General features: G+C 58.6%; 22 protein-coding genes and 2 tRNA genes. 12 read left to right on the forward strand and 12 right to left on the reverse strand.

Going from position 1 to position 17,566, the window contains the following annotated elements:
• Nucleotides 1-56: 56 nt before the first annotated feature.
• Nucleotides 57-133 (reverse strand) — tRNA-Pro (locus B5P46_RS23100).
• Between the two features lie 91 nt (nucleotides 134-224).
• Between B5P46_RS23100 and B5P46_RS34570 the strand changes: the two genes are divergently transcribed.
• From B5P46_RS34570 to B5P46_RS23115, 4 genes are all read left to right on the forward strand, one after another.
• Nucleotides 225-452, forward strand: a complete 228-nt coding sequence (locus B5P46_RS34570) for a hypothetical protein (RefSeq protein ID WP_164986533.1) — start codon at nucleotides 225-227, stop codon at nucleotides 450-452.
• 323 nt (nucleotides 453-775) lie between these two features.
• Nucleotides 776-1,081, forward strand: coding sequence for an ETC complex I subunit (locus tag B5P46_RS23105; protein WP_003539138.1), 306 nt, complete (start codon nucleotides 776-778; stop codon nucleotides 1,079-1,081).
• 57 nt (nucleotides 1,082-1,138) lie between these two features.
• Nucleotides 1,139-1,215: transfer RNA gene (locus B5P46_RS23110), tRNA-Arg, on the forward strand.
• Between the two features lie 209 nt (nucleotides 1,216-1,424).
• Nucleotides 1,425-2,264 carry an isocitrate lyase/PEP mutase family protein gene (locus B5P46_RS23115; RefSeq protein WP_129420758.1) on the forward strand — a complete coding sequence of 280 codons (840 nt, stop codon included), beginning with the start codon at nucleotides 1,425-1,427 and terminating at the stop codon, nucleotides 2,262-2,264.
• 36 nt (nucleotides 2,265-2,300) lie between these two features.
• Here the strand turns inward: B5P46_RS23115 and B5P46_RS23120 are convergent, their stop codons facing one another.
• The 3 genes from B5P46_RS23120 to B5P46_RS23130 all read right to left on the reverse strand — a co-directional run bounded on the left by B5P46_RS23120 (nucleotide 2,301) and on the right by B5P46_RS23130 (nucleotide 3,837).
• Complete coding sequence (locus tag B5P46_RS23120) at nucleotides 2,301-2,756, reverse strand: Imm50 family immunity protein (protein WP_129420759.1); 456 nt, start codon at nucleotides 2,754-2,756, stop codon at nucleotides 2,301-2,303.
• 164 nt (nucleotides 2,757-2,920) lie between these two features.
• The gene (locus B5P46_RS23125) at nucleotides 2,921-3,253 is read right to left on the reverse strand and encodes a hypothetical protein (RefSeq protein ID WP_129420760.1); all 333 of its coding nucleotides are present in this window, start codon (nucleotides 3,251-3,253) and stop codon (nucleotides 2,921-2,923) included.
• A 293-nt stretch (nucleotides 3,254-3,546) separates the two neighbouring features.
• Nucleotides 3,547-3,837 carry a DUF982 domain-containing protein gene (locus B5P46_RS23130; protein ID WP_018241867.1) on the reverse strand — a complete coding sequence of 97 codons (291 nt, stop codon included), beginning with the start codon at nucleotides 3,835-3,837 and terminating at the stop codon, nucleotides 3,547-3,549.
• Nucleotides 3,838-4,245: 408 nt separating this feature from the next.
• Between B5P46_RS23130 and B5P46_RS23140 the strand changes: the two genes are divergently transcribed.
• Nucleotides 4,246-4,425 (forward strand): hypothetical protein, encoded by a 180-nt coding sequence (locus B5P46_RS23140; RefSeq protein ID WP_003559012.1) that lies wholly within the window; start codon nucleotides 4,246-4,248, stop codon nucleotides 4,423-4,425.
• Nucleotides 4,426-4,533: 108 nt separating this feature from the next.
• On the opposite strand, the gene B5P46_RS23145 is transcribed toward B5P46_RS23140, so the two are convergent.
• Nucleotides 4,534-4,845, reverse strand: a complete 312-nt coding sequence (locus B5P46_RS23145) for a hypothetical protein (protein WP_129420761.1) — start codon at nucleotides 4,843-4,845, stop codon at nucleotides 4,534-4,536.
• A gap of 157 nt (nucleotides 4,846-5,002) precedes the next feature.
• Nucleotides 5,003-5,452, reverse strand: a complete 450-nt coding sequence (locus tag B5P46_RS23150) for a DUF3597 domain-containing protein (RefSeq protein WP_129420762.1) — start codon at nucleotides 5,450-5,452, stop codon at nucleotides 5,003-5,005.
• 464 nt (nucleotides 5,453-5,916) lie between these two features.
• Here B5P46_RS23150 and B5P46_RS23160 point away from each other — a divergent pair, with 464 nt between their 5' ends.
• Nucleotides 5,917-6,564, forward strand: a complete 648-nt coding sequence (locus B5P46_RS23160; protein WP_129420763.1) for a hypothetical protein — start codon at nucleotides 5,917-5,919, stop codon at nucleotides 6,562-6,564.
• Nucleotides 6,565-6,623: 59 nt separating this feature from the next.
• Here B5P46_RS23160 and B5P46_RS23165 read toward each other — a convergent pair whose 3' ends face one another.
• The 4 genes from B5P46_RS23165 to B5P46_RS23180 form a co-directional block, all read right to left on the reverse strand.
• The gene (locus B5P46_RS23165; protein ID WP_012757299.1) at nucleotides 6,624-7,397 is read right to left on the reverse strand and encodes an amino acid ABC transporter ATP-binding protein; all 774 of its coding nucleotides are present in this window, start codon (nucleotides 7,395-7,397) and stop codon (nucleotides 6,624-6,626) included.
• A 35-nt stretch (nucleotides 7,398-7,432) separates the two neighbouring features.
• Nucleotides 7,433-8,587: an amino acid ABC transporter permease gene (locus tag B5P46_RS23170; protein WP_129420764.1), complete on the reverse strand. Its 1,155-nt coding sequence runs from the start codon at nucleotides 8,585-8,587 to the stop codon at nucleotides 7,433-7,435.
• Nucleotide 8,588: 1 nt separating this feature from the next.
• The gene (locus tag B5P46_RS23175; protein ID WP_129420765.1) at nucleotides 8,589-9,791 is read right to left on the reverse strand and encodes an amino acid ABC transporter permease; all 1,203 of its coding nucleotides are present in this window, start codon (nucleotides 9,789-9,791) and stop codon (nucleotides 8,589-8,591) included.
• A 103-nt stretch (nucleotides 9,792-9,894) separates the two neighbouring features.
• Entirely contained in the window at nucleotides 9,895-10,920 is a 1,026-nt protein-coding gene (locus B5P46_RS23180; RefSeq protein ID WP_003559026.1) for an amino acid ABC transporter substrate-binding protein, read from the reverse strand.
• Between the two features lie 359 nt (nucleotides 10,921-11,279).
• On the opposite strand from B5P46_RS23180, the gene B5P46_RS23185 reads away from it, so the two are divergent.
• On the forward strand, nucleotides 11,280-12,470 hold the full coding sequence (locus B5P46_RS23185) for a cystathionine beta-lyase (protein WP_129420766.1): 1,191 nt from the start codon (nucleotides 11,280-11,282) through the stop codon (nucleotides 12,468-12,470).
• Nucleotides 12,471-12,501: 31 nt separating this feature from the next.
• Here the strand turns inward: B5P46_RS23185 and B5P46_RS23190 are convergent, their stop codons facing one another.
• Entirely contained in the window at nucleotides 12,502-13,656 is a 1,155-nt protein-coding gene (locus tag B5P46_RS23190; protein ID WP_129420767.1) for an FAD-dependent monooxygenase, read from the reverse strand.
• A 27-nt stretch (nucleotides 13,657-13,683) separates the two neighbouring features.
• A complete protein-coding gene (locus tag B5P46_RS23195) occupies nucleotides 13,684-13,929 on the reverse strand; it encodes a zinc-finger domain-containing protein (RefSeq protein ID WP_003539274.1) in 246 nt (81 codons plus the stop codon).
• Between the two features lie 158 nt (nucleotides 13,930-14,087).
• Between B5P46_RS23195 and B5P46_RS23200 the strand changes: the two genes are divergently transcribed.
• The 5 genes from B5P46_RS23200 (at nucleotide 14,088) to clpS (ending at nucleotide 17,556) form a co-directional block, all read left to right on the forward strand.
• Nucleotides 14,088-14,873, forward strand: coding sequence for an alpha/beta fold hydrolase (locus tag B5P46_RS23200; protein ID WP_129420768.1), 786 nt, complete (start codon nucleotides 14,088-14,090; stop codon nucleotides 14,871-14,873).
• Between the two features lie 128 nt (nucleotides 14,874-15,001).
• Nucleotides 15,002-15,835 (forward strand): serine O-acetyltransferase, encoded by an 834-nt coding sequence (gene cysE / locus B5P46_RS23205; RefSeq protein WP_003539276.1) that lies wholly within the window; start codon nucleotides 15,002-15,004, stop codon nucleotides 15,833-15,835.
• A 140-nt stretch (nucleotides 15,836-15,975) separates the two neighbouring features.
• Nucleotides 15,976-16,179: a DUF3126 family protein gene (locus tag B5P46_RS23210; protein ID WP_003539277.1), complete on the forward strand. Its 204-nt coding sequence runs from the start codon at nucleotides 15,976-15,978 to the stop codon at nucleotides 16,177-16,179.
• 274 nt (nucleotides 16,180-16,453) lie between these two features.
• Complete coding sequence (locus B5P46_RS23215) at nucleotides 16,454-16,825, forward strand: phasin family protein (RefSeq protein ID WP_129420769.1); 372 nt, start codon at nucleotides 16,454-16,456, stop codon at nucleotides 16,823-16,825.
• Nucleotides 16,826-17,205: 380 nt separating this feature from the next.
• Complete coding sequence (gene clpS, locus B5P46_RS23220) at nucleotides 17,206-17,556, forward strand: ATP-dependent Clp protease adapter ClpS (protein ID WP_017988219.1); 351 nt, start codon at nucleotides 17,206-17,208, stop codon at nucleotides 17,554-17,556.
• Nucleotides 17,557-17,566: the final 10 nt, after the last annotated feature.

Consider the following 17,566-nt stretch of genomic DNA (forward strand, 5'->3'; position numbering starts at 1 on the left):
CGCGACCGCGAGCTGCGGTGCGCCTGTCAAGGAATTCGAAATATCGGGATATTGAATGGTCGGAGTGGAGAGATTCGAACTCCCGACCCTCTGGTCCCAAACCAGATGCGCTACCAGGCTGCGCTACACTCCGTGCCGTGAATGGCAGGGGAGATACACGGTTCACTTCGCCGTCGCAACCCATAAATCCAGCTCTGGCCGAAGATTCCTCGCCGGACCTGTGGATGCAGCACAGAAAAATCTTGATAGGCCGCCAGCCTGATTGCCAGGCGCACGAGTTCGGTCTGCCTGGCGCAATTGTACGTCAGCACAAGGCTACCTTAGCCGTGGGCGATCAGGCCGATATATTGGGCGTAGCTGATGACAACGTAGAAGAACGCCGTGATGCTAGCGCCTATGACAATGGCATTGAACTCCGCCGAACGTTTGATCATGAGCTGCAAATCCACTGAAATCGATTGAGCCGTAAACTAGTGCCGAGGGAAGGCAGCGGCAATCAGGTTGTGATCACAAGGTGAGACAAGAGGAAATATTGCGAAATCCGGCCGGCAATCACCGGATTTGAAGGGGAGGCGGTGTCGGCGGTCATGCGAACGGAGTCGACGGCTGCGTCGCACACCGCCTTTTTTCTTGAAAAAGCGGGGATTCGCGGCTAAGCAAAATTCATCTCTTGGCATTATCCTCAGCGATGATGCCAAGGTCCGAGAACGGGCCGGCAACGGGATTGAGACCATGAAAGGCGGGCGCTGCCCGCATAGTCGGAGACGCTGCAGTCATGTCTGCCAAGATCTATCGTCCAGCCAAGACCGCCATGCAGTCCGGCAAGGCCAAGACCCATCTCTGGGTGCTTGAATACGATCAGGAGTCGGCGCGCAAGATCGATCCGATCATGGGCTACACTTCCTCGGGCGATATGCGCCAGCAGGTGAAGCTCACCTTCGAAACGCAGGAACTCGCCGAAGCCTACGCCCAGCGCAACGGCATCGAATACCGCGTCATCGCACCGAAGGATCCGGTCCGCCAGGTCGTCGCCTATCCGGACAATTTCCGCTATACCCGCACGCAGCCCTGGACGCATTGAGATTTCTGGTCCAGATATGCCGCTTCCGGTCGCGCTCGTGAGACGCGGCCGCCGGACGGCCCCTTAGCTCAGCTGGATAGAGCACCTGCCTTCTAAGCAGGTTGTCGCAGGTTCGATTCCTGCAGGGGTCGCCACTATTTCAAGTGTCCATACCGAAGACATGGTAATCGCTGGTTTCGGCCTCTGCTGCGGAGTCATGTTCGGTCCAGGAGCGTGAGACTGACGGAAAGGCGCCCCAAGAGTCATCGTCGCTCTTCTCTCCAAAGCAGGTTCGCGGAGCGTGTTCACATTTCGTTCCCGCGATGCTAGTCTCACCTTCAGTGAAGGGCAAGGGGTGGCCTTTATGGATCAAAGGGGCAAGTTCGAGCGACTGAAGGCACTTCACCAGGGAGACAGCGCCTTTGTCATCCCGAATCCGTGGGACGCCGGTTCGGCTCGCCTTCTCGCAAGCCTTGGCTTCGAGGCGCTGGCGACCACCAGCGCGGGTTACGCCTTTTCCAAAGGCAAGTTGGATTCATTCGCGAGCCTTGGACGGGATGAGGTTCTTGAGAACGCCGCCGAGATCATCCGTGCTACGAATCTTCCTGTCTCTGCCGACCTTGAAGATGGCTTCGGTGCGTCGCCAGAAACCTGTGCGGAAACCATCCGCTTGGCCTGCGAAACCGGACTTGTCGGCGGATCGATCGAAGACGCAACAGGCAATCCTGCTGCCCCGATCTACGAGCTGTCGCAAGCCGTCGAACGCATCCATGCTGCAGCAGAGGCTGCACGCGGTCTGCCTTTCCTTCTCACGGCGCGGGCGGAGAATTATCTTTGGGAGAGACCCGATCTGGACGACACCATCGAACGGCTGCAAGCATTTTCGGCCGCCGGAGCGGACGTGCTTTACGCACCCGGCTTGCCTGATATCGAGGCAATCAGAACCGTTTGCGCGGCCGTGGACAAACCAGTCAACGTGGTCATGGGTTTGAAAGGGCGAAAATACTCTGTTGCCGAACTGTCGAGCGTCGGAGTGCGCCGCGTGAGTGTCGGCGGCTCTTTCGCGCGGGCCGCGCTGGGGGCGTTGATGCGCGCCGCTATGGAGGTGAAAACAGCCGGTACGTTTGGATATGCCGACGACGCGCTCTCTGCTGCAGTGGTTAGCCAACTGATGTCACGGGAGAAACGCCAGGACAGGCTATGAGCTGGGCAGAAGCGAAAATCGAGGAACAAGCTTTCTTCAAGGGACCGCTGCGGCAGTTAGTTTGTCGTCAGCAGGACGACCCGGACGGAACGTCACGGTGACTTTCTTCGCGCGGATGAATCCATCCAGCCCGTAACAGGGTCGGAGCTCGATTTCGATGTCTTCCGGTCCTTTTGGCAGGGCATAGTAACCGGCTCGACCGCGATCAGTTGCGTAGCGGAGGACGAGACCATTGATCACGTTCTGGTGGCTGAAGCCGTGCAGCTGCAGGTCCATGATATCTTCGAAGGTGAAGGTGACGACTGCGTGCTTGTCAAGGATGCGGTATCCATCTTGATCAACAGCGTCGGTGCCAATCCAGCCGTGAATCTTCAGCTCGCTGATGCCAGTGCGATTGAGAGCGAGACTCAAAATTTCCGCGTCATGAAAGGTCGGCTTCTGGCCGAACCACGCCAGCAGTTCCGGACCTCCGGGTATCTTCTCGTAGATCATCTCATCTCACACGGCAGATTGGTGATGCCACACGATAGCCATCTCAGATGAATTGGCAATCGGCCTGAGTGCACCGTGTCCGCCGCCTGCTGGGCGGCGGCTTCGTGCCAACGAGTAGTCGCCGGCTTGCGAGCCTGACACCGCAAGCCGGCTCCGGATCCTGTTTAGCGACCTTGAAAAATTTTAATCAGCTTCGGAGTGGGCCGGTGGCGTTTGATGTCAACGACGTCGTCATAGGTGGCGCGACCGGAAGCGATCGCTGCGATAAATCGATTGCAGCCAACGCGCGCAGCGTCTTTGTCCGAGGTGTTTGTCAAAAGGCCGAAGTTGCGGGTGGTCCTTCCATCGAAGCCCTTCACGCATTCTTTGACGGCTTCACTTCTCGCTCTCGAGCTGCCCTGCAGCAATGTGACGAAAGCATCATAGTCCTGACGCGTCGGCGTGCAGGCAGTAAGCAATCCCATGGCAATCAATACTGTTACGATACCCGCGCGCATAATTATATTATTCCCTTAATTACCCACTGATCGACGTTTGATGTTTATTTCGATTCGTGTGACGCGGGAAAGACCATGTGCGAAATTGCGAAGGTCGATCAGAAGGCAGAAATGCCGTGCTTCAATCGCGTTTGCAATGGCGAAGCCAGGACGTTGCGCTCGGCTGGAATTCGGCGGTCGTTTCGCTATTCGCAAAGCTCAGGAATGCGGTGCCTATATCTGTTCGAGCGGCGGCTTTGCACTGCTCGAACGTCTTCCGCAAATTCTTCTCTGGAATTGTTGCTCGAGCGATCTCAGTGAACGACCGAGAGGTAACGGATGCCGGCTTCATCAGCCGCTCTCATCAGCGCTTCCCGCGCGGCGTTTGGGGGCGTCGTGCCGCGGATGGCATCGAGGCATGTCCTCACCGCCACGACATACTCCTCGCCATCATCCCCAGGCCATTCGGAAATGAGCATGGTGGCTGCGTCGCCGAGGGTCCTGACGACGCTGTATTTATCTTGGCCGCTCATGAGGATCCTCAGTGCGGGAAACTGATGCGATGTGTACCGATTCATGACATTTGGTCCTTGCATCATAAACATATTAGTAACTCTGCAAGAAGCGTTCCAACCGGAGCTGCAGCATGATCATCCTCTATGAATCGGCAAAAGCAGTCGGCAATGCCTCTCCAGCCAGAAGCCGGGAACTTGTTTTAAACACATTGCCGTCATATTGATTCATCTATCGAAATTGCTTGTCGAGCTTGGTTTGCGCCCTTGGCGTCCCAGCTGATCTTTCCTTTCAAAATCGATTTCTGCGCCGTCCGGCAGCCGCCGGAGGGTGATTGTCATGCCGGTTGAGGGGGAATCGTCATGAACGCAGGCAATTCTTTGATCGACGCAAGCCTCCGCCAAACACCCATCGTCGCTGCCTGATATGCCTTCGGTATTTGACCGCGGACGTCAGTAGCGGCATTCCGGTTGGGTTTTCCAGCCATTGAGGAGAATTTCATGAGCAAGACCAATGCAGAGGCACTGTTGCGCAAAGCGCAGCGCCAGGTTGCCAATACCAGCGGCGGTGGCCATCTCGGCGGCACCAATTTCGGTCAGGGCAATGACGCCAAGACCTCGTCCGGAAGCGGCAATCGCCCGGCAGGCAAGGGCCGGCCGCCAGCTGGCGGCAAACGCTGACCATAGCGCCGCGCGCCTTTTAAGACGCGCAAAGAACGCAGTGAAGACAGCCCCGCCAAAATGGCGGGGTTTTTGTTTGGCAGATTGGAACACCCGGCTCGGCTCTTCTCAGCGATCCAGGAAATGGTCGAAGTAGATCTGGGGGATGGGGTAGGCGTAGACGCCTCTGTCGACGAAGCTGCGCCTGTAGAGGCAATTTCTGAGAGCCGCGTTGTAATGCAGGCTTCGCGGGTCCGGCGAGCCTCGTCGCCATGAGCTTGCCTCCGGCAGGCAGTGTTGGAGTGCCTTGTCGTATCGAGCCAGGAGGACCGGGTCGGTATCGACCCGAATGCCGCTGTAGGATTGATAGTTTGAAGGAGATTCTGCGGCCGATATACAGGCCAGGCTAAGTGCAACACCAACGACTGCCATCAATCTCATTGGACTTAATTCTCCCCTGATCGATTATCGAAGTATCGAGCGAAACGTTATTGGTTGCAGCGCCTGCGGGCAAGGGGACGCCTTGTCCGGCGTCCCTTGCCCGGGACGTTACCCGCATGGCTGCCGCCACAGAATAGCGGCAGCGATGCGTCATCGATCAATCCAGGAGGTCGGCCGGTACCTTGCCGCCGTTTTCCGAAAGCCGCTTCATCAGTGCCTTGTGCAGCCACATGTTCATTTTTGCGGAATCGTTGGTGTCGCCGGTATAGCCGAGTTCAGCGGCAAGTTCCTTGCGCTCGGTCAGGCTCGCATCCATCCCGACGGCTTTCATCAGGTCTACGATCGAGCGGCGCCAATCGAGTTTCTGACCGCTCTTCTTCACAGCCGCGTCAAGGATCGGGACGATATCGACTGTGGCTGTGCCTGGCGCGGTGGCCGTGGGGACCGGCTTGCTTTGCGGGGCAGGGGCCGCAGGCGCCGGACTGGGGGCTGCCGACGGTGCGGCAGGCGCTGGCGCCGGCTCTGTCTTCGGCACGCCGGCAGCAACGGGTTCGGCTGCTTTCGCCTCTCCAAAGATTGCATGTTTGATCTTGTCGAAAATACCCATTCTAAACCTCCAGTTCCATCAGATGAGAACATGCTGAAACATGGACTTCCCGCTTGATATATCCAGGCGGAAAGGGAGTTATTTTTAGCATGTTCAATCGTTGGTGGAAAAGCCCAGGACAGCTGTGGTCCATCATAAGGAACAGCTGCCATCGGATTGCTCGCCGCCGGCTGAGGATTGCTGGCGCAATCGGAGGGAATACTTCAGCAGCCTTCCGACTATCATCAGACATGCCCGCTTTTGGCACAGTCGGTCCGTCGATTCGGAGTTCAATAACCGCGAAGCATCATTATACGCCGCCCAACCGACTTGCCGCGCCCTGTCGTGAAACATTCGTCATCTCTTCACGTTGCCTTGCCATGAGCGTCCTGTAGTTGCAGGCGTCCGATCGATCGAAGGCACGCGCGTTCCTCGATTTTCGACTGCCGGGCAGATCGTTCGGCGGAATGGAAACGGAGGAAAACATGACCCATAACCACAATAGACTGTCCTTTGCAGTGCTCGTATCCACCTGCGCCCTCCTTGCCATGACGGCAAGCGATGCGCGTGCGATCGATGTCGGTGTGTCGGTGAATGCAGGCAATGCCGTCAGCGCCGATGTCGGGGCTTCGATTGGCAGTGGGAGCGGAATCAGCGCCGATGCCAATGCTTCCGTTGGCGGCTCGAACGGCGTCAATGCCGATGCGACCGCCAATGCCGGCGGTGGCCGGGGCATCGATGCCGATGTCAATGCCGGTACCGGCGGCGGCCGCGGTCTCGACGCAGACGTCAACACCAGGATCGGTGGCGGGCGCGGCGTCAATGCCGATCTCAATGCACGCACCGGCGGTTCCGATGGAATCGATGCCAACGCCACGGCCTCGGTCGGCAGCGGTAATGGCATCGATGCCAACCTCGCCATCGGCAGGGTAGATGGGACAGGCAGCAGCGGGAGACCCGCGGCTGAGCGCAGTCTCAGCGCGTCGCAGATCCGCACCCTGGAGGCCTTCCAGGCGAGGCCCGTCAATGAGCAGCGCAAGATGCTCGCCCGTTGCGCCGATATCTCCGCCTCCGGCGGTGATTCCGGTCTTGCCGGTCTCTGCAGTCTGCTGCAGGCGACAGCCTTCCGCTGAATGTGAAAGACCCGCCGAACCAGAAGGTGCGGCGGGTCTTTTTCAAGGGACGCTTCGATCTAGTGCAGGATCTGGCTGAGGAACAGCTTGGTGCGTTCGTGCTGCGGATTGTCGAAGAACTCGGCCGGCGAATTCTGTTCGACGATCTGGCCCTGGTCCATGAAGATGACGCGGTTGGCGACCTGGCGGGCAAAGCCCATTTCATGGGTGACGCAGAGCATGGTCATGCCTTCCTCGGCAAGACCCACCATGGTGTCGAGCACTTCCTTGATCATTTCGGGATCGAGCGCCGAAGTCGGCTCGTCGAACAGCATGATCTTCGGGTTCATGCACAGCGACCGGGCGATCGCCACACGCTGTTGCTGGCCGCCGGAGAGCTGGCCCGGATATTTGTTGGCCTGTTCCGGAATCTTGACCCGCTTCAGGAAGTGCATGGCCACTTCTTCGGCCTGCTTCTTCGGCATCTTGCGGACCCAAATTGGCGCCAGCGTGCAGTTTTCGAGGATCGTCAGATGCGGGAAGAGGTTGAAGTGCTGGAACACCATGCCGACTTCGCGCCGCACCTCGTCGATCTTTTTCAGATCGTTGGTGAGCTCGGTGCCGTCGACGACGATCTTGCCTTTCTGATGCTCTTCAAGGCGGTTGATGCAGCGGATCATCGTCGACTTGCCCGAGCCCGACGGGCCGGCAATGACGATGCGCTCGCCGCGCATGACCTTCAGGTTGATGTCGCGCAGCACGTGGAAGTCGCCGTACCACTTGTTCATGTTGACGATCTCGACCGCCACTTCCGTTGCGGAAACGGTGAGCTTTTTCGCTGGAGCTTCAGCCATGACTATTTTCCCTCATTCTTATCGTTGTAGCGTTCTTATCGTTTGTGGCCGGTATCGAGATGGCGTTCCATGAAGCCTGAATAGCGCGACATGCCGAAGCAGAACAGCCAGAAGATGAAGCCCGCGAAGATCAGACCCGTGATCGGCGTGACGGCGCTTGCCCAATTGGAATCGGAGAAGTTCAACTTGACGATGCCAAGCAGATCGAACATGCCGATAATGGTGACCAGCGACGTATCCTTGAACGTTCCGATGAAGGTGTTCACGATGCTCGGGATGACCAGCTTGATGGCCTGCGGCATGATGATCAGCCGGGTTTTCTGCCAATAGCCGAGGCCGAGTGAATCGGCGCCTTCGAACTGTCCCTTCGGGATCGCCTGAAGGCCGCCGCGGATCACTTCAGCCATATAGGCCGACGTGAAGATCGACACACCGATCAGCGCCCGAAGCAATTTGTCTACGTTCCAGCCTGTGGGAAGGAAGAGCGGCAGCATGACACTTGCCATGAACAGAACGGTGATCAGCGGAACGCCTCGAATGACTTCGATGAAGGTAACGCAGAGCATCCGGATGACGGGCATATTCGAGCGCCGCCCCAGCGCAAGCAGAATGCCACAGGGTAAGGAGACGGCAATACCGACAAAGGACAGGACGAGCGTCACCATCAACCCGCCCCAGAGCGGAGTCTCCACCACTTCGAGGCCGAAGCCGCCGTGAAGAAGCCAGAAGGCGATGACTGGCAGGACGGCGAACAGAAGAATGGCGTTCAGGCCCTTGCGCGGCGCCGACGGGATCAACATCGGAACCAGCAGCAGAATGAACAGGATCCCGACGATCGCCGGCCGCCAACGCTCACCGAGCGGATAGCGGCCGAATATAAACTGATCGTATTTGGCGCTGATGAAGGCCCAGCATGCACCACTCCAGCCGTCGGGCTGGATGCCGCCCTGGATCGTCGTCGCGCAGAATGTGCGGTCCGGCCCGGACCATACGGCCTGGATGAACAGCCAGTTGACGAGATGCGGCACGGCCCATGCGATGAGCGCAAGAGCGAGGACCGTCAGGATCACGTCCTTCGGGGTTGCCAGGAGATTGCGGCGTATCCAGGCGACGGCTCCCCTCTCGCCGGGCGGCGGCGGTTCGGCGGCAAGGATGGACGTTCTGACAAAGGGTTTATCGGCGACCGACATCTTATCTCTCCACCAGTGCCATCTTGGCATTGAACCAATTCATGAACAGCGACGTGAGAATGCTCAAGCTGAGATAGACGATACCCCAGATGCAGACGATCTCGATCGCTTGACCGCTCTGATTGAGGATCGTGCCACCGACGGCAACGAGATCCGAGAAGCCGATCGCGATGGCGAGTGAGGAGTTCTTGGTCAGGTTCAGGTACTGACTCGTCAGCGGCGGGATGATGATGCGTAGCGCCTGCGGCACCACGACAAGTCTCGTCACGCTCGACGGATGCAGCCCCAGCGCGCCGGCTGCTTCGGATTGTCCCTTTGGAACGCCGCGAATGCCGCCGCGAACGATCTCGGCGATGAATGAGGCGGTATAGAAGGACAGAGCGAGAAACAGCGACATGAATTCGGGGCCGACGACGGAGCCGCCCGTGAGGTTGAATTTTCCGGCGACCGGAAGGTCGAAGGTGAGCGGAAAGCCGGAGACAACGAAGACCAGCAATGGCAAGCCGACGATCAGCGCGATCGCCGTCCATACGGTGTGGAACGGCTGGCCGGTTGCGGCTTGGCGTTTGTGGGCCCAGCGCACGATGATGATGGTGGCGACAATCGCAATCACCAAGGCGATGCCGACCGCTATCATACCTGTCTCGAAGATCGGCTTCGGGAAGGCTAGTCCTCTGTTGTTGAGGAACATGCTGAACGGCAGACCCACCGACTCGCGCGGTTGCGGCAAGACGGAGAGAACGCCGAGATACCAGAAAAAGATAACGAGCAGCGGCGGAATGTTGCGGAAAACCTCGACATAGACCGTGCAGAGCTTGGCAATCAGCCAATTGCGCGACAGCCGGCCGATCCCGATCAGGAAGCCGATGATGGTCGCCGTGAAGATACCGGTCACCGCCACCAGCAAGGTATTCAGAATGCCGACGAGAAGTGCGCGCGCATAAGTCGAGTCACTCGAAAAGCTGATCAGCGACTGGCCGATTTCGAAACCGGCGCGGCCGCGAAGAAAGCCGAAACCCGATGCCGTATTGCTGCGCGCAAGGTTCACGGCAGTGTTGTGGGCCACCCACCAGACAAAGCCCACGAGAACAACGATTGTTAGAACCTGGTAAAATATGCTCCGGTATTTCGGGTCGTACATTGCCGACCGGAAACTCCAGCCGGTGCCATGCAAAGGTGTCGTATCCACAGCCTCATGCGTCATGTCGTGCCAATCCCCTTGTGCCCTTTTTCGGGCTTTCTTTTTAACTTTTTGGAGGCTGGAAGGCGGCTTGGCCGCCTTCCCGGTATTTCATGTCAGTGTTCGATTAACGAACCGGCGGTGCGTACTGGATGCCGCCCTTGTTCCAGAGAGCATTCAAGCCGCGCGCGATCTTGAGCGGGCTGCCCTGGCCGATGTTACGCTCGAAGATTTCGCCATAATTGCCGACGCCCTTGATGACGTTGGCGGCCCAATCATTGGTCAGGCCGAGATCGGTACCGATCTTGGTGTCGGTCTCGCTGCCGAGGAAGCGCTTGATGTCCGGGTTCGGCGAGTTCTTCATCTCGTCGACATTTGCCTGGGTGATGCCGAACTCTTCGGCATTGATCAGCGCATAAGCCGTCCAGGAAACGATATCGAACCACTGATCATCACCCTGACGGACGGCCGGGCCAAGCGGCTCCTTGGAGATGATCTCAGGAAGGATGACGTGTTCGTCGGGATTTTTCAGCGTCAGACGCAACGAATAGAGACCGGATTGGTCGGTGGTGTAAACGTCGCAACGACCGGCGTCGTAGGCAGCGTTGACCTCAGGAAGATTTTCGAAGACGACCGGATTGTATTGCAGATTGTTCGTCTTGAAATAATCGGCGAGGTTCAGTTCCGTGGTCGTGCCCGACTGCACGCAGATTGCGGCGCCGGAGAGTTCGAGAGCCGACTTCACGTTCAGGCCCTTGCGCACCATGAAGCCTTGGCCGTCATAATAGGTGACGGGACGGAAGTTGAAGCCGAGTGCGGTGTCGCGGTTGATCGTCCAGGTCGTATTGCGCGAGAGAACGTCGATTTCACCGGACTGCAGAGCGGTGAAGCGTTCCTTCGCATTTGTCGGCGTGTACTTGACCTTGGTGGGGTCGCCGAACACGGCCGAAGCGACGGCCTTGCAGAAGTCGACGTCGAAGCCGGCCCAATTGCCGGAAGCGTCAGGTGCGGCAAAGCCGGTAAGGCCGGTGTTGACGCCGCACTGAACGAAACCCTTTGCCTTGACGTCTGAGAGAGTGGTGGCGGAGGCGGCCGAGGCGCCAACTGCCAAAACTGCTGCGCCGATGGCGGCCGACAGGAGCTTATTTTTCATTTTCCCAACCTTTTCCGTTGTCTTATCTTTTCTTGTGGAGAGTGCGTGCCGACAATCCGTGCCGCCTCCCCATTGTCTCGACACCCTCCCGGCGCGAGTGGGTCTATCACAGTCGCAAATGTCACTATGGTCAAGTGTCGCGCTCAATAATTGCGGCAAAATTCAGAATTTTGGTAGATCGCGCTGCATTCATGGGCACTTGGCCATGAAATAGGCGTCCGATTGCGGAAAAATAACGCGAAAATCAAGAATTCCATCATTCCAGGCCGTCGCTTGCATCAATCTTCAAGGGTTGACCGGAAACGGCGCGGCGTCCAAAAGTCTGGTTTCGCGACCCTTCGCCAAAGGCTATTTCCGACATGAACGACAAAGACAGCTTGCTGCAGAATGCCGGCATCAACACCCGCCTGACCCATATCGGCAACGACCCCTTCGATTATCACGGCTTCATCAATCCGCCGGTCGTGCATGCCTCGACGGTGCTGTTTCCGAATGCGCGGGCGATGGAGACGCGCACGCAGAAATATACCTACGGAACGCGCGGCACCCCGACGACGGATGCACTCTGCGAGGCGATCGACGCGCTCGAAGGCTCGGCCGGAACGATCCTCGTGCCGTCGGGCCTTGCGGCCGTCACCATTCCGTTCCTGGGTTTCGTCGCTGCCGGCGATCATGCGCTGGTGGTCGATTCGGTTTATGGCCCGACGCGCCATTTCTGCGACACGATGTTGAAGCGCCTCGGCGTCGAGGTGGAATATTACCACCCGGAGATCGGCGCCGGCATCGAGGCGCTGTTCCGGCCGAACACCAAGCTCGTTCACACCGAGGCTCCGGGCTCCAACACCTTCGAGATGCAGGATATTCCGGCGATCTCGGCGGTTGCGCACCGCCACGGCGCCGTCGTCATGATGGACAATACCTGGGCGACGCCGCTCTATTTCAGGCCGCTCGATCACGGCGTCGATATATCGATCCACGCATCGACGAAATATCCGTCCGGCCATTCCGACATCCTGCTCGGAACGGTTTCGGCCAATGCCGAGCATTGGGAGCGGCTGAAGGAGGCAAACGGCGTGCTCGGCATCTGTGGCGCACCCGACGATGCCTACCAGATCCTGCGCGGATTACGCACCATGGGCCTGCGCCTCGAGCGGCATTATGAAAGCGCGCTTGATATCGCGGAATGGCTGGAGGGCAGGGACGACGTCGCCCGCGTGCTGCATCCGGCCCTGCCGAGCTTCCCTTCTCACCATCTCTGGAAGCGCGACTTCAAAGGCGCCAGCGGCATCTTTTCCTTCGTGCTGGCCGCCGACGGCCCCGAGAAGTCCAGAGCAAAGGCGCATGCCTTCCTCGACGCGCTCAGGATTTTCGGTCTCGGCTATTCCTGGGGTGGCTTTGAAAGCCTGGCCTTGCATGCCTATCTCAACGATCGCAAGATCGCCAAGGCGCCGACGGACGGTCCGGTCATCCGCCTGCAGATCGGCATCGAGGACGTGGCCGACCTGAAGGCCGATATCGAGCGGGGTTTTGCGGCGGCAAGCGCCGTCTGACCAGACACGCTTCGTCGTCGCTGGCGGCAACTCAACGCAGATCTGCAGCCCGATAGCCGTAGATCCAATCGAGATCTGCCGCCAGACTGAGCGGCGGCTTGAGGCCGAGCACGAAATCGCGGCCGATCCGGATCGGCCCTTTCGCATGATAGGCGAACCGGTTGAAGGCGCCGCGCTGGCGAAGCCTCGCAATGCGTGGCGCCCGATGTCTTTCGAAGCGCGCCAGCGCTTCCGCCACGGGACGGTTCGAAAGAAACGCCGCCAGTTCGTAGGCGTCTTCGATTGCCATGGCTGCTCCCTGGCCGGCAAACGGCATCATCGCATGCGCGGCGTCGCCGATCAGAACCGTCTTTCGACCGTCCTGCCATGCGCCTGATGTGGTTTCGAACAGCGGCCAGAACGTCAGCTTCCTATTTCTGTCGAGCAGCGAGACGATCGCGGCGTTCCAGCCGGAAAGGCGCGCCCGCAGCTGCGCCCGCTGTTCTTCCGTCGCCTCGCTTTGCCAGGCCTGCGGCGCGATATTGCCGGCGGTGATCGCCACCATGTTGAAGCTGCCGGTTTCCCTCAGCGGATAGCAGACGAGATGCGCCGAACCGCCGAGGAAAGCCGAAACGCTTGCCCGGTCGAGGAAACCGGGCGCCTCCGTTTCGGCAATGGTGAAACGGTAGGCGATATTGCCGGAAAAGCGCGGCGATGGGCTGCTCGGAACGAATTGCCGGAGCTTCGACCAGACGCCGTCCGCGCCGATCACAACATCGGCCGTCCGCTCGAAAGGCGGTAGGGTCGAATCTATCCGCACGCCAAGGTGAAGCCGGCAGCGCGGATCGGCCGTAACCGCAGCCAAAAGCGCTTTCTGCAATGTGGTGCGGTGGAGGACGCCATAAGGAGCGCCCCAGCGTTCCCGCGCGAATTTGCCGGCTGGCACCGCCGCGAGTTGGCGCAGCGAGCTGCCCGATATCAGCCGGATCGCGTCCGGCTCGAGCCAGACCTTTGACAGCCCGTCAAGGATACCGAGTTCGGCAAGGATGCGGGAGGCGTTCGGCGAAACCTGCAATCCGGCGCCGATGTCGGTGAGTTCGCCCGCTTGTTCGAAGATCTCCGAGCTGATACCCCGGCGCGAAAGCGCAAGGGCAGCGGTCAGCCCTGATATCCCGGCGCCGATGATGGCGGCATGTTCGACCGGCATTGTCCGTCCGATCCGGATCTGGACTGACTACGCCGCCTTCACGTGGAAAACGCAGCCGGCCGGATTCGTCTGGCTGGGCTTGAGCGCGGAATTGAAGCGATAGAGCGTCGAGCAGTAGGAACAGACCTTCTCGTTGTCGTCGCCCATGTCGATGAAGATATGCGGATGATCGAAGGGAGCCGAAGCGCCGGTGCACATGAATTCCTTGACGCCGACTTCGATAACGCGGTGACCGCCGTCGTTCTGGAAGTGGGGAATGTTGTGGCCGGCCATGTCGCTCTCCGAATGCTTTGAAATGTGCGGGAACCTTATAAGCCTTCGCCGCAAATGTGTAGAGCCAAACCGCCGCGCCGGGCACAGTTTTTAGCCGCAGTTTTTGGCTTCACGATGAAAGGCCGCTCGATTATGGTCGCGCCAAAAAGGAAGGTCCGATGAACCTGAATACACCCGCATTTTCGAGCTTCACCCATGACGGATTGCAGCTCGCCTTCTTCGATGAGGGCCATCCGGCCGGTGTGCCCGTATTGTTGATCCACGGCTTTGCCTCGACCGCAAACGTCAACTGGGTGCATCCGGGCTGGCTGAAGACGCTTGGTGATGCCGGCTACCGGGTGATCGCCATGGACAATCGCGGCCATGGCGCAAGCGACAAACCGCATGATGCCGAAGCCTATCGTCCATGGGTCATGGCCGGCGATGCGATCGCGCTGCTCGACCATCTCGGCATCCCCGAAGCCAATGTCATGGGCTATTCGATGGGCGCGCGCATTTCCGTTTTTGCCGCACTTGCCAATCCGCATCGCGTCCGTTCACTGGTGCTCGGCGGCCTCGGCATCGGCATGACCGACGGCGTCGGCGACTGGGACCCGATTGCCGATGCGCTACTGGCTCCCTCGCTGGAGGCGGTGACGCATGCCCGCGGCCGCATGTTCCGCGCCTTCGCCGAGCAGACAAAGAGCGACCGGGTCGCTCTTGCCAACTGTATCCGCGGCTCGCGCGATCTCGTCGCCCGCTCCGATATGGCCAAGCTCGATATGCCGACGGTGATCGGCGTCGGCACGAAGGATGATATCGCCGGCTCGCCGCAGGAATTGGCGGCGCTGATGCAGAATGCCGAAGCGCTCGATATTCCGGGCCGCGATCATATGCTCGCCGTCGGCGACAGGGTTTTCAAGCAGGCGGTGCTGGCCTTCTATGCAAGGGTCGCCCATAGCTAACAACATCGTGATGCCGAAAAACCATGCTAAAAAACCATGGCGACGGCACCCATTTATGTTATTGGCGTTTTCCTCTATATATTGGCATTCCGAAAACGGCATTCCGGCTGGCAGCGAGGAGAGCGGCGATGGTCGCAAAGACTGACATTCGTGCTTTTGACACAGGCCATCCCCTGAAGGTGATGGATCCCATCTGGGACAGCCTGCGCGAGGAAGCCCGGCTCGCCGCCGAACGGGACCCGGTTCTCGCCGCCTTCCTCTATTCGACCGTGATCAACTACCATTCGCTCGAGGAATGCGTCATCCACCGCATCTGCGAACGTCTCGATCACCCCGACATGCAGGCGAACCTGCTTCGCCAGACCTTCGAGGAAATGCTCCTCGACTGGCCTGACTGGAGCTCCATCCTGCGCGTCGATATCCAGGCGATCTATGACCGCGATCCCGCATGCCTGCGCTTCATGGAGGCGGTGCTTTATTTCAAGGGCTTCCATGCGCTGCAGACACATCGTCTGGCCCATTGGCTCTTGAACCGCGGCCGGCGTGACTTTGCGCTCTATCTGCAGAGCCGCTCCTCCAGCGTCTTCCAGACCGACATCAATCCGGCCGCCCGGATCGGCAAGGGCATCTTCCTCGATCACGCCACCGGCCTCGTCGTCGGCGAGACGGCCGTCATCGGCGACAACGTCTCGATCCTGCACGGCGTCACACTCGGCGGCACCGGCAAGGAGGGCGCCGACCGCCATCCGAAGATCGGCTCCGGCGTCATGATCGGCGCCGGCGCCAAGATCCTCGGCAATATCGAGATCGGCTATTGCTCACGCGTCGCCGCCGGCTCCGTCGTGTTGAAGGCGGTGCCGCCCAAGAAGACGGTGGCGGGTGTGCCGGCCAAGGTCGTCGGCGAGGCCGGTTGTTCCGAGCCGTCGCGCAATATGGACCAGGTGATCGGCGCCGATATCTGAGCGCCCGTTGGAAACAAGGATAGGAAAAGTCGGCGGGATCCGAGCGGGGAGAGCCTAGAGCAAACGGCAACCTTGCCTTTACACCGCTGCATTTCCTGTGCAAGAAGCGGCCAATCAAGACCGCTTACGGAGATGACAGAGTGAAGCCAGAAGAAATCAAGAAGCTCGACGCCTATTTCAAGCGCATGTTCAATCCGCAGATGATCGTCAAGGCGCGTCCGCGCAAGGATGATTCTGCGGAAGTCTATCTCGGCGAAGAATTTCTGGGTGTCGTCTATATCGATGATGAGGACGGCGACCGCTCCTACAACTTTTCGATGGCGATCCTCGACGTCGATCTCTGATCGCGTTCGAAAGCTTCAAAAGGACCGAACGGCGCGATCCGTTCGGTCCTTTTTTCGTTTTTTCGATTCGGAACGAGAATTTATTCAAAACTTCCGGTTGCGGCATTCTGATATATTTTAGCAAAATCAGTTAAAGACGTACGTGCCCCGGCGCGCGGGCTTTGTCACATTATTGTAATGCAACTACTGGATGTTTTGCAACGCACAAGACTACTTGACTATTTGTGCATTGCAGCTACCCTGCCGCCACCAACAGCCCAACGGAGGATGGCTCATGTTCAACATTGAAGACGCCAACAAGAAGAGCAAGGAAGCCGTCGACACGGCCCTGAAAACTTATTCCGACACGACCAAGGGCTTTCAGGCGATCGCCGCTGAAGCCACTGAATATTCGAAGAAATCCTTTCAGGACGCGGTGACGCATTTCGAAACGCTGGCCGGCGTCAAGAGCTTCGAGGCCGCTTTCGAGCTGCAGACGAACTACGTCAAAGCGTATTTTGAAGGCTTTGTCTCCGAGACGACGAAGCTCAGTGAGATGTATGCCGATCTCGCCAAATCAGCCTATAAGCCCTATGAAGCGCCAATCGCCGCTGCCGTCGTCAAGACCGCCAAGTCGGCGCCGTCGGCGACGCCTGCTGCTGCATGAACTGATTTCAAAGGCGCAACCTGCGCTACATATTGAAAAACGAGGGCCGGCTACGCATCTGTAGCCGGTCTTTTTGTTTCCGCTTTCGCTGCAGCGCCCGCATGGGATCGGCTAAAGCGCGTCGCAGTCTTTCAGATTCGCTCTTCGCGCTTTAGGTCTTTGTTTTTACGCATGTCGTTACCGCAAAACCGCTGCACGGTGTTGCGCGACATGCTTTGGGGACTTTTTTGGTCTTTCCCGTGCATGCCGGCCATTTCTTGATTGCAGTGTCTGACAGGGGGCTTAAAATCAGCCTATTATGAACTAAGTTAGTGTTTCAGATATTCGGCGGGAAAAGCACCCTCCCATGCTCCGCCGGATTGCTTGAGGAATGAATGACAATGATCGCAAAGCCGATCCGGATGCAGAACGACAGCGAAAGGAACGGGGACAACGCAAATCGAACCTCGGTCATCACACGCACCAAGCCGAAGACCAAGAAGCCCAACCTCTATCGCGTGCTGCTTTTGAATGACGACTACACTCCCATGGAATTCGTCATCCATATTCTGGAGCGTTTTTTTCAGAAGGATCGTGAAAGTGCCACCCGCATCATGCTCCATGTCCATAACCACGGCGTCGGCGAATGCGGAATATTCACATACGAGGTAGCGGAAACGAAGGTCAGCCAGGTGATGGACTTCGCCCGGCAGCACCAGCATCCGCTGCAATGCGTCATGGAAAAGAAGTGAGGATCTGAAC

Source organism: Rhizobium leguminosarum (genome assembly GCF_004123835.1).
Taxonomy (GTDB): Bacteria; Pseudomonadota; Alphaproteobacteria; order Rhizobiales; family Rhizobiaceae; genus Rhizobium; species Rhizobium leguminosarum_M.